Below are 14,379 nucleotides of genomic sequence, written 5' to 3' on the forward strand. Positions count from 1 at the left end.
GCGCCCTTCACCGTATCCGCCACCCCGCACGAAGGAGCCGTCCGGGATGAAGGTTGAAAGTTGAACGGAATGCCGCTACCGTCGAGCATGTTGAGCTCGTTGAAGATTAAACAGCTTCTTCAGCCGCCCGGCTCGCCGATCCGGAAGCCGCGAACCGCACCCTCAAGGAGCACATCATGGGCATCTTCGCCCGCAAGAACACCACCGCCACCGTCCCGAGCGCCGCGGTGAACCCCGACCTCGCCGCGCTGAGCGGCACCTACACCGTGGACCCGTCGCACACCACCATCGGTTTCGTGGCCCGCCACGCCATGGTCACGAACGTCAAGGGCGCCTTCCAGGAGTTCGAGGGCACGCTGCACCTGGACGGCTCGGATCCCACCAAGTCCACGGCCTCGATCGACGTGACGATGGAGAGCATCGACACGGGCTCGGCCGACCGCGACAACCACCTCAAGAGCGCGGACTTCTTCAAGATCGACGAGCACCCGATGATGACCTTCCGCTCCACCGGGGTGCAGATCCTGGGCGCCGAGGAGTTCCGGATCAACGGCGATCTCACGATCCTCGGCACCACCAAGCCGATCAGCATCGACCTGGAGCTCAACGGCGCGGCCAAGGACCCGTTCGGCAACGAGCGCGTCGGCTTCGAGGGCAAGGCCGAGCTCGTGCGCTCGGAGTGGGGCCTCACCTGGAACGCGGCGCTGGAGACGGGCGGCGTGCTGATCTCGGACAAGATCAAGCTGGTCTTCGACATCTCGGCGATCAAGCAGGCGTAACCATTGCCGCCCGAGCCGCCGCGTGCGCCCCACGCCACGCGGCCTGCCCGAAAGAGCCCGTCCTCCGATCCCTACAGGGAGGGCGGGCTCTCGGCCGTCCGTAAGTCCCCGGATTCGTTGCCCCGCATGGTGGCCCCGTTCTGCCTGCGGACGGCGCACACGACAACGTGGGTACCGGACTTCCAGGCGCCCTGCGCCGTCCACGAGGCGGGCTCGTAGACGGCCGGGTCGAATCCGTGTCCGGCCGGCGGCACGTCCCGTGCGCACGCGGCGTCCGACCGGGACTTGGCCTCGGTGAGCGTGACATCGGCGCCCAGCCGGGTGAAGCCGAGGACCTCCTGGTCATGAGGCCGGGAGCACGAGATCAGCCGGGCGGCCCGGTTGGACTGCACCCGTAGGCAGTCCCCCATCTGCATGTTCGCCGTGTCGGTGAAGGCATAGCCGGAGGTCCGGCCCGGTCCGAGCGGCCCGTAGACCGGCCCGTGCGCCCCCAGCACCAGACAGGCGGTGCGCCGCCCCGCGACGTCGAAGGTCTCCCGGGTCGGAACGACGGCGTAACTGCTCACATCGGCGAGCCTGTCGCGGAGTTCCTCCGTCCGCCGCTCGCACTGCAGCGGGCCGCGCCACCGGGCCTCGTCGGCGGTCCTCGCGCCGACCACGGCGATGACCTGGCCGTCGGGCGCCCGAGCGGCGCAGGGGCGGTCCACGGTCAGGTGCGGTGTGCCTTCGAAGCGGGGGCCCGCCCACTCGACCAGGACACAGTCGCCGACCTCGAGCCGCTCGGTGACGGAGATGACGGAACCCGGCGATGCCGGACCCGGTTCACGGGACTGCACACGGTCCAGGGAGATCCAGACACCCACCACGACCACCACCACCGCGTACGCGCCCGCCAGCGCGGCCCACAGGACGTGCGAGCCGGTGCGCCGTCTCGCGTCGGGTGGCTCGAGGCCCGGGGACGAGAGCTCCTTCCCGTTCCCCGGTCCCGGGCCTCGAAGGAGTACCGGTACGAAAGGGGGTGCCTGATCGCCGGCCTCGTCGTCGTACGAACCCCGCGGGGAGACGGTCGCGGACCCGGCCGGAGCGGTCGCCGCCCGGGAGTCCGGGAGCGGAACGCCGTCCGTCCCGTCCGGGAGGTGCCCCGGGTCCGAAGGACCCTGGAGGGAGGCACCGAGGAGTCCTGCCGCCACACGCCGGTGCAACGGGTACCGCCGGTACCGGAGGTACGGGGCGGACACAGGTGTCCGCCCCCACAGCTGCGGCCCCGGCACGGGCACACCGAGCAGATGCATGAGGACGCGTCGCCCGAGGCTCCTCGTCACTGTCCGCCTCCGGGGCCGGTCGCCTCGAGGGTGCCGTCGCCCTGCGGGGCGCCGCCGTTCGCGGGCGCGGGCACCGAGGATCCGGCGACCAGGTTCGCCACCTGGGGGACGGCTCCCAGCGTGGCCAGCACGGCCGGCGCGCTGACGCCCAGTGCCACCGCCGCGTAGGCGCCGCTGATCTGCCCGGTGGCTGCGAACAGCAGGGCCGCGGCGGCGCCCATGCCGGCGCGCAGGACGGCCAGGCACACGTGGGCGGCGGTGTCCAGGTAGTGCCACAGGGCCGGGGGCCTCGCGCGCCGTCTGCCGCTCGCCGTTCTGCGGGCCGCCTGCCACTGCATGCATCCGCGGAACACGGCGAGCAGTTCTACGCTCAGTCCTCCTCCGGCGCCGAACAGGCCGAACTGCCACCAACTCATCGTGCCCCCCGTCACGGACAGGCACGCAGGTGCCGCGCTGCCTGTGCGCCATACAGCATCCCCACCCGGTGGAAGGGGCGGCCGCCATAGCCGTGTGACGGGCGGCAAATACGTTGGACAGTGCGACGGTTGCAGTAGTCGGCGGCCCTGCGGCGTGCCCGGGGCCGTTGAGCCGGTGGGTCAGAAGCCTCCGCCGAAGTCCCCGCCGCCCCCGCCGAAGTCCCCTCCGCCGCCGTCGCCGAAGCCGCCGCCGAAGTCGCCGGGATCGAAGTCCGCGCCGGACATGTCGCCGCCGTCGTAACCGCCGAAGTCGCCGTAGCCCGCGCCGTAGTCCGCCGCATACGACGGGGTGGCCATCATGCTGCCGAGCAGCGTGCCGACCAGCAGGCCGGGCAGGATGCCGCCGCCGAAGTAGCCGCCTGCCCAGGGGCCGTAGGCGGGGCCCGCGTCCCAGTAGGGGCGGCGGCCGTATTCCGTTTCCACCTCGCGGACCGCGGGGTCGCGGCCCTCGGCCAGCCGGGTCCGGTCCGCCGCGCAGACCGGTACCTCGCGCGGGGCGCCGCCCGCGGGTGTCCAGAGCGCGTCGGCGACGGACGGGCCGTGGCGCGGGTCGAAGAAGCACGGCGGCCGGCGCTCGGGCAGCGGACGGCCCTCGCGGCGGGCGGAGAGCACCGCCAGCGAGAAGCGGCCGTCCTCCAGCGCCTGGGTGACGGCCTTGACGTCCTCCGGGCGCTGCGCCCCGGCCATCGCCGACTTCGCCTGCTCGTACGCGTCCAGCGCCCGCTCGTAGTCCTCGCGCATCGCGTCGTTCGCGCCCGGCTCCCCGGGACGGAAGTCGAGGCGGTCCAGTTCCTCGCCGAAAGCGGTGATGTCCTCGTCGACCACGACCCGCAGCTTCTCCAGCGCGGCCCGCTGTTCCTCCTCCCGCCGGCGCCGGCCGCGCCGTACGAGCGCGTAGGCGCCCGCGCCGCCGGCCACCAGCACCGCGGCGACCGCGATCAGCGCGGTGGAGGAGACGCCGCCGTTGCCGCCCGAGGTGCCCCAGCTCGAGGGGGCGTGACCGCGCACGTTGAGCAGCGCCCGGTCGGTGAAGTCGTTGAGCTGTGCCTTCGCGGACTCGCCCTGCACGCTGGTGACCAGGTTCTGCACGGCGGTGCGGGGCAGCACCGAGGAGTCGGCCCGGGCGTCGAAGCGGTCGCCGAGGCGGACCGCGTACAGACCGGTGACGCCGGTGGCGGTGCGGAGGTCGGAGAACAGGTTCTGTGTGGGGTAGCCGGCGGGCAGGACCGCCACGAAGACCGGTTTGCCGGCGTCCTCGATCTTCTTCGCGAGGGCCTCGGCGTCCCGGGCGGACAGCTGTCCGGAGGCCGCCGGATCGACGTAGACGGGCCCCTTGCGCAGCGCCACGGCGATGGTCGAGACGTCCGTCGCCGCGTCCGCGCGGGGCGCACCCGCGTACAGGACCGTCAGGGCCGCCATGAGCAGCGCGACCAGCGGTACTGCGAGTCCTTTGACCAGTGCGGACCTCATACCTCGACGCTACCCGAAGGCGCCGGGAACCGAAGGGCCGGGCAGGGGCGGTGCCCGATGTGGACCGCCCCTGCCCGGACACGTCAGGTCACCGCCCGGTACGCCTGGGTCAGCTTGGCCACCGCCGCCGCGTACCTCCCCGTCAGCAGCAGATGGTCCGCCTCCGCGAACGGCCCCGCGAGAGCCGCCGTGATCCCGGATCCCGCCTTCTGCTGGACGAGCAGCCGGGCCTTGGCGACGATGGCGCGGCCCGCCGGTGCGGAGCCCGTGCGCTCGGCCATGGCGGCGGCAAGCGCCAGCGCCCTCAGGGTCGCCTCGCCTCCCTTCGGGACCCTGGTGAGCGTGGTCAGTCCCCAGCCGTACGGAAACTGTGGGTCGTACGAGGCGTCACCGACGTTGATCGGCAGCTGGGACTCCGACTTCGGCCAGGTCACGGGGAGCTGTCCGGTGAACGGGCGCCTGCCGTAGAGGACGTCCGCCACGCCGTCGCCCTCGGTGCCCGGCAGCCAGGAGGCCACCAGGGCGTCGATCTCGCCGAGCCGGTCGCCGATCAGCTGCGGGCGGCCGGAGACGATCAGCACCGCGCACTTCACGGCGCCGCACACCTTGTCCACGGCGGCCTTGTCGGCGGCGGACAGCTGAAGGTCGTGGCCGTTGCCGACGTCGCCGACACCTTCGGCGTAGGGGGTCTCGCCCACGACGACCACGCCGGCGTCGTAGCCGTTCAGCGGGGCCGAGGCGTCCTTGGAGTAGGTGACGTCTCCCCCGGCCTTCCGCATAGCCTGGAGGATGGTCGTGCCCTGGGTATGGGTGCCGGACGCGCCCTGCCAGGTGAGGGTCCAGCCGCCGGTCTGGTTACCGAGGTCGTCGGCGTTGGATCCGGCGACGTACACCTTCTGGTTCTTCCTGAGCGGCAGCACTCCGCCCGCGTTCTTCAGCAGCACCTGGGACTCGGCGGCAGCCTGCCGGGCCACGGCCCGGTGTGCGGCGGAACCGATCCGGTCGGCGCCGCTCGTGTCGGCGTACGGGTGCTCGAAGAGCCCCAGCCTGAACTTCTGCCGGAGGATGCGGGAGACGGCGTCGTCGATCCGCCTCTCGCTGATGCGGCCCGCTCTCACCTCGTCGGTCAGCGTCGTGCGGAAGTCCTTGTACGTGTACGGCACCATCATCATGTCGACGCCGGCGTCGACCGCGGTGCGGACGTGGGACGCGTAGTCGCCGGGGAGCTGGTCGATGGCGTTCCAGTCGCTGATGACGAAGCCGCCGAAGCCCATCCGGCCCTTCAGCACGCCGTTGATCATGTCGGCGCGGGCGTGCATCTTCACCGGGCCCCGGCCGTCACCGAGGACGTCGAGCGAGGAGTACGACGGCATGACCGAGCCGATGCCGCGGTCGACCGCCGTCCGGTACGGGGCCAGGTGGACGGCCTCCAGCTGCTGCCGGGTGACCTTGGTGACGCCCTGGTCGATGGTGTACGAGCCCGTGGTGGACGAGCCGTACTCGGTGCCGCCGTCGCCGACGAAGTGCTTGGCGGTGGCGAGGACCTTGTCGTTCCGGCTCAGGTCCCGGCCGTCCGCGCGTCCCTGGAGTCCCTGGATGATCGTCTCCATGGACTTCACGAGCGCCGGATCCTCGCCGAAGGACTCGTAGGAGCGGCCCCAGCGCTCGTCGCGCGAGACGCACAGGCAGGGCGCGAAGTCCCAGGGGATGCCGGTGGCGCGTACCTCACCGGCCGTCACCGCTCCGGTTCTCTCGGCCAGTTGGGGGTCTCTCGTGGCCCCGATGCCGATGTTGTGCGGCATGATCGTGGCGCCGGCGAGGTTGTTGTGCCCGTGGACGGCGTCGACGCCGTAGATCAGGGGGATCTGGAACCGGGTCGCCTGCGCCCGCAGCTGGAAGGAGTCGATCATCTTCGCCCACCCCTCGGGGGTGTTGGGCGTCGGGGTCGAGCCGCCGCCGGACAGCAGCGAGCCCAGGTCGTACGTCGCGATGTCGCCCTGGGAGGTGAGGCCGGCGCGCTCGGCCTGGGTCATCTGGCCGGCCTTCTCCTCCAGGGACATCCGGGAGAGCAGGTCCGCCACGCGCTTCCTCACCGGCAGCCTGCTGTCCAGGTACGGCAGCCCGTGGGCGTCGATGACCACCTGCGGGGTCTCGGCGGGGGCCTTGGCGCCGGTGACGGCCAGCCTGAGCGGGATGGTCTCGGCCGTCTCGGCGGCCCTGTCCCCGAGGGTGCGCACCTGGACGGTCCGGGTGCTGCCGGAGGGAGTCCCGGCAGGGAAGGTGAGGGTGCCCCGGGCGGGGGTGTAGTCGGTGCCGGACTCGGCGGTGCCGCCGGCCGTGTCGTAGGCGACGGTGACGGGCTCGTCAAGGGGGACGGAGCCGGTGGTGGCGACGGTGACCTTCACCTGTGCCGTGCCGCCCTCCCTGACCGGGTAGACGGCGGAGTCCGTGGTGACGGAGGCCCGCCGGGACTGGTCGGCCCTGCCGTACAGCTCGACGCCGTCCATGGCGAACCCGCCCTTGACGCCGACGGGGAGCGTGACGGCGTACCCCCACATCCCGGTGAGGCCGAGGATGTGGTCGATGCCACCGACGGGCTGGTAGTCCGTGCGATAAGTGAAGTCGGCGAACGGGATCGAGATCTGTTTCCAGCCGCTGAAGTCGTCGGTGAACGAGGTGGTCCACAGCTCGGAGGCCTCGCCGTTCGCGCCGCCGTCCTTGATCTCGAAGGCGATCTTCTTGCCGTTGTTCCGGCCGTCCCACCAGAAGCGGATGCCCTGGTGGGCGGACCAGTCATGAGGGGGCCGGTCGGCGGCGAAGTCGTGGGTGAAGCCGCCGTAGCCGCTGATGTCGTAGCTGCCCGTGAGGACCTGGGCGCCCTCGGGGGCGTCCGCGCGCTCGGTGAGGCGCAGCGTGGGCGGGTCGTCGGCGTCGCCGCCCCAGGTGAAGATGCCGTCGGCCGGCTGGCTGGCGAAGGGCACCTCGCCCTCGAAGCGGTCGACCGGTACGGGGGCGGGGTCGTCGGCGCCGGACGCGGTGCCGACGGCGGTGAGCGGGATCAGGGCGGTGAGCAGGGCGGCGGAGGCGAGCAGGGCGGTTCTTCGCATGGACCTTCCCTTTGGCTCTCGTAATCCACGTGGCGAGCTTACGACTTAGATCACGCCGTGAGTTAACTGGCGTACCGCCCCGCCGTCAAGACTTCACGTCAGAACAACTGGGGCCCCAAGTCCCGGGCTGAGATAGCTGGTTGTCCCTTCGGAAACTGAACGCTCACCCCCTTGACGCGGCCCCGGCGCCGTCATTTACTCACGCCTCGCACGCCTCCCATCCCCACCACCCCCCAGAAGGGCGGCGCACCATGAGAACCCCCCTGCGCGCAGCACGCCTGCTCCTCGCCGGGCTGCTGACCACGGCCGGGCTGACCGCGGCGGGCACCCTGCCCGCGCACGCCGCCGGCGAGCAGGTCACGGCGTGGCTGACCACGACCGACGACAGCGGCGGACGGCATGTCGTGCGCGGACTCCAGGCACAGACACCGTTCGCCTTCCAGCCGGGAACCGGTGGCGGCGGCGAGAACATCACCGTCGACGAGAACACCCGCTACCAGACCTTCACCGGCGGCGGCGCGTCCTTCACGGACACCGCGGCCTGGCTGATGAACAGCAGCGGGGCGCTGTCGCAGGCGACGCGGGACGCGACGATGCGGAAGCTGTTCTCGCCGACGGACGGGATCGGGCTGTCGTTCCTGCGCAATCCGATGGGCGCCTCGGACCTGGCCCGCTACGGCTACACCTACGACGACGTGCCGGCCGGGCAGAGCGACCCCGACCTGACGAGGTTCTCGATCGCGCACGACCTGGCCGACGTGGTGCCGCTGACCAGGCAGGCGCTCCAGCTCAATCCGTCGCTGACCGTGATGGCCACCCCGTGGACGGCGCCCGCCTGGATGAAGGACAGCGGTCAGCTCAACGGTGGCTGGCTGAAGGCGGAGGACTACGGCGCCTACGCGTCGTATTTCGTGAAGTACCTCCAGGCGTACAAGGACCAGGACGTCCCCGTCTCCTACGTCACCGCCCAGAACGAGCCGACGTGCTGTTCGGGCTATCCGTCGATGAGCTGGAACGCGTCCGGACTCGCGTACTTCACGAAGAACGAGCTGCTGCCGAAACTCCAGGCGGCGAATCTTGCGACGAAGGTGCTGGCGCACGACTGGAACTGGGACAGCTACGACTCCTACGCCGCCCGGACGGTGGACGACGCGGCGGTCCGCTCCCACCCCAACTTCGGCGGGATCGCCTGGCACGGCTACGGCGGTGACGTGACGAAGCAGACCACGGTCCACAACCAGTACCCGCAGCTGGACGCGTTCGGCACGGAACACTCGGGCGGCACCTGGATCGCGAACCAGCAGCGCGAGGACATGCTCAACATCGTCGACTACACCCGGAACTGGGCGAAGTCGGTGACCAAGTGGTCGCTCGCGGTCGACCAGAACAGGGGTCCGCACAACGGCGGCTGCGGCACCTGCACCGGCCTGATCACGGTCCACAACGGGGACGGGGCGAGCGGGACGGTCGACTACACGATCGAGTACTACACCATGGGCCATCTGACGAAGTTCGTACGGCCGGGTGCCCAGCGCATCGCGTCGACGGCCGACTCGGCGGTGCCGAACGTGGCCTGGCGGAACCCGGACGGCTCCAAGGCACTGATCGCGTACAACGACGCGTCGTCGGCGCAGACCGTGACGATCAACTGGGGCGGCCGGCACGCGACCTACTCGCTGCCCGGCAAGACGTCGGCGACTTTCACCTGGTCGGGGGCGCAGTCGGGCGGCGGTGACCGGTCGGGGGCGTTCGTGGGCCTCGCGGGCAAGTGCCTGGACGTGGCCGGGGCGTCGAGCGCGAATGGAACCGCGGTGCAGCTGTACGACTGCAACGGGACGGCCGCCCAGCAGTGGACGGTGAAGGCCGACGGTTCCGTTCAGGCGCTCGGGAAGTGCCTGGATGTGTCGGGCGCTTCGACCGCGGACGGGGCCAAGGTCCAGCTGTACGACTGCAATGGCACCGGTGCACAGCAGTGGTCGTACAACTCTTCGGCGGGTGATGTGGTCAGCCTTGCGGCGAACAAGTGCCTCGACGTGACGGACAACTCGTCGGCGAACGGGGCACGCGCGCAGATCTGGTCGTGCACGGGCGCGGCGAACCAGAAGTGGCGACTTCAGTAGCTCCGGAGGTGACGGCGGGCTCCGCCCCCTCGACGGGAGGGGGCGGAGCCCATGCGGCGGACGGGCCCGGCGGTGGCACGGCACGATCGGTGCGATGGTCCTGCTGAGCGGGGGCGGTACCGAGCCGCTCCCCCTCCTGCCCGGCCCGCCGCTTCGAGGGGCTCCTGCCGGGGCCCGCTACTCCGCGGGCTCCACCCCGGCGCGCAGCAGGCCGTAGGTGTAGGCGTCCTCCAGCGCCTGCCACGACGCCGCGATCACGTTCTCCGCCACGCCGACCGTGGACCACTCGCCCCGGCCGTCCGACGTGGAGATGAGCACGCGTGTCGTGGACTGCGTGCCGTGCTTGCCCTCCAGGATGCGGACCTTGTAGTCGACCAGGTCGAGGGCGGCCAGCTGGGGATAGATCTTCTCCAGGGCGACCCGCAGCGCCCGGTCCAGGGCGTTGACCGGACCGTTGCCCTCCGCCGTGGCCACGATGCGTTCGCTCTTCGACCAGAGCTTCACCGTCGCCTCGTTGGCGTGGGTGCCGTCGGGGCGGTCCTCGACGATGGCCCGCCAGGACTCGGTGCGGAAGTAGCGCAGCGGCCTGCCCGCCACCTCCTCGCGCAGCAGGAGCTCGAAGCTCGCGTCCGCGGCCTCGTACGTGTAGCCCTCGAGCTCGCGCTCCTTCACACGCTCCACGACCCGGCCGACCAGTTCCCGGTCGCCGCCCAGGTCGACGCCCAGCTCCTTGCCCTTGAGCTCCACCGAGGCCCGGCCCGCCATGTCGGAGACCAGCATCCGCATGGTGTTGCCGACCAGCTCCGGGTCGATGTGCTGGTACAGGTCCGGGTCCACCTTGATCGCGGACGCGTGCAGGCCCGCCTTGTGCGCGAAGGCCGAGACGCCCACGTACGGCTGGTGCGTGGAGGGCGTCAGATTGACGACCTCGGCGATCGCATGCGAGATGCGCGTCATCTCGCGGAGCCTGCCCTCGGGCAGCACCTTCTTGCCGTACTTCAGTTCCAGGGCCGCCACGACCGGGAAGAGGTTCGCGTTGCCCACCCGCTCGCCGTAGCCGTTCGCCGTGCACTGCACATGCGTGGCGCCCGCGTCCACGGCCGCCAGGGTGTTGGCGACGGCGCAGCCCGTGTCGTCCTGCGCGTGGATGCCCAGCCGCGCGCCCGTGTCCGCCAGGACCGTGGAGACCACCGCCTGGACCTGCGCGGGCAGCATGCCGCCGTTGGTGTCGCAGAGGATGACGACGTCGGCGCCCGCCTCCCACGCCGCGCTGACCACCGCCTTGGCGTACCCCGGGTTCGCCCGGTAGCCGTCGAAGAAGTGCTCGCAGTCGACGAAGACCCGGCGTCCCTCGGACCGCAGATGGGAGACGGTGTCGCGGATCATCTCCAGGTTCTCGTCGAGCGTCGTGCGCAGGGCCAGCTCGACATGACGGTCGTGGGACTTCGCGACCAGAGTGATCACCTGCGCACCCGACTCCAGCAGCGCCCTGACCTGCGGGTCCTCCGCCGCCTTCGCACCCGGGCGGCGCGTCGCGCCGAAGGCGACGAGCCGGGCGTGGCGGAAGTCGATCTCCTGCTGGGCGCGGGCGAAGAACTCGGTGTCCCTCGGGTTCGCGCCGGGCCAGCCGCCCTCGATGAAGCCCACGCCGAACTCGTCCAGGTGCCGTGCGATGGCCAGCTTGTCCGCGACGGTGAGGTTGATGCCCTCGCGCTGCGCGCCGTCGCGCAGCGTCGTGTCGAAGACGTGGAACGAATCGTCGAGTTCGCTGGTTTCCGTCATGGTCTCAAGGCTCCTGTTTTGGATCTCGGTCTACCGGAATGACCGGCTCCACCGTCCACCCATGGTCCCTCGCGCTTCCCTCCTGGCTGAAGGTGGGCCAGAAAACGGAAAAACCTCTCGCGGGTGCGAGAGGTCTGCGCGCGGGTCGAGGACGACGATGGCCGCCCGCACCTGGTCGTACGAGGCGGTCACTGCGGACCGGCGCGCCTGCTGCCAATAATCATGGCGAACGTGAGCACGGGGGCAGTCTGGCACAATCCGCCCCCGCACTCACCGCCGTCTCAGGATGCGGGCGTCATGGTGGACGCCCGGGCGGTGTCCATCCGGACCAGGTCCAGGTCGCGGGTCTCCCGCATGGTGAGGTACACCACCAGCGACACGGCGGCGCAGCCCGCCACGTACCAGAAGAATCCGGACTCGGCGCCGACGTTCTTGAACCACAGGGCGACATACTCCGCCGTGCCGCCGAACAGCGCGTTGGCCAGGGCATACGGCAGGGCGACGCCGAGGGCGCGGATGCCCGTCGGGAACAGCTCCGCCTTCACGCACGCGTTGATCGACGTGTATCCGGTGACCACGACCAGGGCGAGCAGCGACAGCCCCAGGGCCGGCCAGAAACCGCCCGCGTGCTTCAGCAGCGTCATGACCGGCACGGTCAGGAAGGTGGAGCCGACCGCGAAGGTGATCAGCAGCGGGCGGCGCCCGATCCGGTCGGAGAGCCGGCCCGCCAGCGGCTGCAGACAGGCGAAGACGATCAGCGCGGTGAAGGAGACGAGGGTCGCGGTCTCCTTGGGCAGGCCCGCCGAGTTCGACAGGTACTTGGTCAGATAGGTGGTGTACGTGTAGTACGCGACCGTGCCGCCCATGGTCAGGGCGATCACCAGGAGGGCCTCGCGCCTGTGCCGCCACAGCGCGCGCAGCGTGCCGCGCTCCTCGCCCCCGGTCTCGTCGGCCTCGTAGACCTCCGTCTCCAGCATGTTCCGCCGCAGGTAGAAGACCACCGCGGCGCCGAGCGCCCCCACCACGAAGGGGACGCGCCAGCCGTAGCCGTGCAGCGCGTCGTCGGACATCGTGCGCTGGAGCAGGATCTGCAGACCCAGGCCGACGATCTGGCCCGCGGTCATCGACACGTACTGGAAGCTGGAGGCGAAGCCGCGCCGTCCCGGGTCGGACGCCTCGGTGAGGTAGGTCGCGCTGGCCGCGTACTCACCACCCACCGACAGGCCCTGCAACAGCCGGGCGACGAGCAGCACGAGCGCGCCGCCGTAACCCGCGACGGCATACGTCGGCGCGATCGCGATGAGGATCGCCGAGGCGGACATCAGGCTGACCGTGAGGGTCAGGGCGGCCTTGCGGCCCCTGCGGTCGCCGACCCGGCCGAGCAGCCAGCCGCCGACCGGGCGCATGAAGAACCCGACGGCGAAGATGCCCGCGGTGTTCATCAGCTGGGCCGTCGGGTTCCCGTCGGGGAAGAAGGCCCCCGCGAAGTACGTGGCGAAGCTGGCGTAGACGAACCAGTCGTACCACTCCACCATGTTGCCGGCCGAGCCGATCCAGATCCTCTTCCAGTGCTCTCGTCCCATGAGCCGTAACTGCCCCCGCGGCCCGGCGGGGATTCACCGCAATCGGCCATCTGCGGACGTCACTCGGGCCCCGGCCGCCCCAGCGTCTCGTCCAGGAACTCCCGCACGTGGCCGAGAACCTGCTCCCGGTCGGTGCCCCTGAGCCCGATCGCCACATGGATGGAGAAGCCGTCGAGGAGGGCGCGCAGCCGCGCGGCGAAGCGGTCGGCGTCGACGGGGCGGAACTCGCCGTGCGAGACGCCCTCGGCGACCAGGGCGACCAGGTCGCGGTGCCAGGCGCCCTCGATGGCCGCCTGCCGGTCGCGGGCGTCGTCGTCGGCGTTCTGCGAGCGGTTCCAGACCTCCAGCCACAGGGTCCAGTGCGGGTCGCGGTGGCCGTCGGGGACGTAGAGGTCGACATAGGCGTCGAGGCGTTCGCGGGCGGTGCCGGTGCGCGCGAGCAGCCGGCCGCGCTCGGCGCCCAGCGACCGCTCGCTCCACTCCAGGGTCCGCAGCAGCAGCTCGTCCTTGGAACCGAAGTAGTACAGAAGGTGGCCGCTGCTCATGCCGACCTCCCGGCCGAGTGCCGCCATGGTCAGCTGTTCCAGACCGCGCTCGGCGATCATCTCCATGGCGGCGGCCAGGACCTCCTCACGCGGCGGCGCGTTCCTGCGCGCCCGTGCCGCACCGGCCATCCGCGACTCCTCTAGATCCTCGGCTGCTGCTGGGTGATGCAGTGGATGCCTCCGCCGCCCGCGAAGATCGTACGGGCGTCCACCAGGGTCACCGTCCGCTCCGGGAACAGGCGGCGGAAGAGGCCGGCCGCGAGTTCGTCGCGCGGGTCGTCGAAGGCGCAGAGCACGACGCCGCCGTTGCACAGGTAGTAGTTGATGTAGGAGTAGTCGGCCCAGTGGCCGTCGGCCTCCAGGACGGTGGGGGCGGGAACCTCCACGACCTCCAGGCGGCGGCCGCGCGCGTCGGTGGCGGACCTGAGGATCCCGATGACCTCACGGGTCACCTCGTGGTCGGGGTGCGCCGGGTCCGGCTGATGGTGGGCGACCACCACACCCGGGCGGGCGAAGGCGGCGACGATGTCGACATGGCCGAGGGTGCCGAACCCGCCGGTGCCTCCTCCTCGGGGGTAGTCGCCGGTCAGGCCGCGCGGAAGCCAGATCGCCCTGCGGGTGCCGAGGTGCGCATGGATCTCCGCCTCGACCTCCTCGCGGGTCCAGTGCGGGTTGCGCTCGGGTCCGAGCTGCACGGTCTCGGTCAGCAGCACGGTCCCCTCGCCGTCGACGTGGATCGCGCCGCCCTCGTTGACCAGCTTCGACGCGTACGTCTTCGCGCCCGCGAGGTCCGAGACACACGCGGCGATCTTCGCGTCGTGCTCCCAGCGGGCCCAGCCCTGGGCGCCCCAGCCGTTGAACGTCCAGTCCACGGCGGCCAGTTCGCGTCCGTCGGTGAGGAAGGTGGGGCCGATGTCGCGCATCCAGGCGTCGTCGAGATCCCGCTCGACCGTGTCGATGCCGTCACCCAGCAAGGTGCGGGCCGCCGCCGACTGCCCGGGACCGCAGACCACGGTGACCGGTTCGAAGCGGCGCACCGCGCGGGCGACCGAGGCCCAGGCGGCGCGGGAGGCGGCGAGGTCCTCGGGGGTGGCGAAGGTCGGGTTGGGACCCGGCCACGCCATCCAGGTGCGTTCGTGCGGGGCCCACTCGGCGGGCATACGGAAGCCGTCGGCGGCAGGGGTGCTCATGGAGG

The 14,379-nt window shown here is 71.2% G+C and carries 10 protein-coding genes; 2 read left to right on the top strand and 8 right to left on the bottom strand.

The window, feature by feature from the left end; translation table 11 throughout:
• The first annotated feature begins 176 nt into the window (after window positions 1-176).
• On the top strand, window positions 177-779 hold the full coding sequence (locus LZ604_RS11195; protein WP_234514834.1) for a YceI family protein: 603 nt from the start codon (window positions 177-179) through the stop codon (window positions 777-779).
• Between the two features lie 71 nt (window positions 780-850).
• Here the strand turns inward: LZ604_RS11195 and LZ604_RS11200 are convergent, their stop codons facing one another.
• From LZ604_RS11200 to LZ604_RS11215, 4 genes are all read right to left on the bottom strand, one after another.
• Window positions 851-1,969, bottom strand: a complete 1,119-nt coding sequence (locus tag LZ604_RS11200; RefSeq protein ID WP_234514836.1) for a septum formation family protein — start codon at window positions 1,967-1,969, stop codon at window positions 851-853.
• Between the two features lie 128 nt (window positions 1,970-2,097).
• Window positions 2,098-2,517, bottom strand: coding sequence for a hypothetical protein (locus LZ604_RS11205; RefSeq protein WP_234514838.1), 420 nt, complete (start codon window positions 2,515-2,517; stop codon window positions 2,098-2,100).
• 180 nt (window positions 2,518-2,697) lie between these two features.
• Complete coding sequence (locus tag LZ604_RS11210; RefSeq protein ID WP_234514839.1) at window positions 2,698-4,047, bottom strand: hypothetical protein; 1,350 nt, start codon at window positions 4,045-4,047, stop codon at window positions 2,698-2,700.
• An 83-nt stretch (window positions 4,048-4,130) separates the two neighbouring features.
• Complete coding sequence (locus tag LZ604_RS11215) at window positions 4,131-7,154, bottom strand: glycoside hydrolase family 3 protein (RefSeq protein WP_234514840.1); 3,024 nt, start codon at window positions 7,152-7,154, stop codon at window positions 4,131-4,133.
• Between the two features lie 251 nt (window positions 7,155-7,405).
• Here LZ604_RS11215 and LZ604_RS11220 point away from each other — a divergent pair, with 251 nt between their 5' ends.
• Complete coding sequence (locus LZ604_RS11220) at window positions 7,406-9,274, top strand: ricin-type beta-trefoil lectin domain protein (RefSeq protein ID WP_234514841.1); 1,869 nt, start codon at window positions 7,406-7,408, stop codon at window positions 9,272-9,274.
• A gap of 177 nt (window positions 9,275-9,451) precedes the next feature.
• Here the strand turns inward: LZ604_RS11220 and cimA are convergent, their stop codons facing one another.
• From cimA to LZ604_RS11240, 4 genes are all read right to left on the bottom strand, one after another.
• Window positions 9,452-11,056, bottom strand: a complete 1,605-nt coding sequence (cimA, locus tag LZ604_RS11225; RefSeq protein WP_234514842.1) for a citramalate synthase — start codon at window positions 11,054-11,056, stop codon at window positions 9,452-9,454.
• 281 nt (window positions 11,057-11,337) lie between these two features.
• Window positions 11,338-12,639 carry an MFS transporter gene (locus tag LZ604_RS11230; RefSeq protein WP_234514843.1) on the bottom strand — a complete coding sequence of 434 codons (1,302 nt, stop codon included), beginning with the start codon at window positions 12,637-12,639 and terminating at the stop codon, window positions 11,338-11,340.
• A 59-nt stretch (window positions 12,640-12,698) separates the two neighbouring features.
• A complete protein-coding gene (locus LZ604_RS11235) occupies window positions 12,699-13,313 on the bottom strand; it encodes a TetR/AcrR family transcriptional regulator (protein ID WP_234514844.1) in 615 nt (204 codons plus the stop codon).
• 11 nt (window positions 13,314-13,324) lie between these two features.
• Window positions 13,325-14,374, bottom strand: coding sequence for an agmatine deiminase family protein (locus LZ604_RS11240; protein WP_234514845.1), 1,050 nt, complete (start codon window positions 14,372-14,374; stop codon window positions 13,325-13,327).
• Window positions 14,375-14,379: the final 5 nt, after the last annotated feature.

The organism is Streptomyces glomeratus (assembly GCF_021462825.1).
Lineage (GTDB): Bacteria > Actinomycetota > Actinomycetes > Streptomycetales > Streptomycetaceae > Streptomyces > Streptomyces glomeratus.

What these genes read in the sequence shown, in the direction of transcription:
- LZ604_RS11210 (WP_234514839.1), bottom strand. Translation starts at nt 4,047, where the DNA reads ATGAGGTCCGCACTGGTCAAAGGACTCGCAGTACCGCTGGTCGCGCTG.
- LZ604_RS11235 (WP_234514844.1), bottom strand. Translation starts at nt 13,313, where the DNA reads ATGGCCGGTGCGGCACGGGCGCGCAGGAACGCGCCGCCGCGTGAGGAG.
- LZ604_RS11215 (WP_234514840.1), bottom strand. Translation starts at nt 7,154, where the DNA reads ATGCGAAGAACCGCCCTGCTCGCCTCCGCCGCCCTGCTCACCGCCCTG.
- LZ604_RS11220 (WP_234514841.1), top strand. Translation starts at nt 7,406, where the DNA reads ATGAGAACCCCCCTGCGCGCAGCACGCCTGCTCCTCGCCGGGCTGCTG.
- LZ604_RS11195 (WP_234514834.1), top strand. Translation starts at nt 177, where the DNA reads ATGGGCATCTTCGCCCGCAAGAACACCACCGCCACCGTCCCGAGCGCC.
- LZ604_RS11240 (WP_234514845.1), bottom strand. Translation starts at nt 14,374, where the DNA reads ATGAGCACCCCTGCCGCCGACGGCTTCCGTATGCCCGCCGAGTGGGCC.
- LZ604_RS11205 (WP_234514838.1), bottom strand. Translation starts at nt 2,517, where the DNA reads ATGAGTTGGTGGCAGTTCGGCCTGTTCGGCGCCGGAGGAGGACTGAGC.
- LZ604_RS11230 (WP_234514843.1), bottom strand. Translation starts at nt 12,639, where the DNA reads ATGGGACGAGAGCACTGGAAGAGGATCTGGATCGGCTCGGCCGGCAAC.
- cimA (WP_234514842.1), bottom strand. Translation starts at nt 11,056, where the DNA reads ATGACGGAAACCAGCGAACTCGACGATTCGTTCCACGTCTTCGACACG.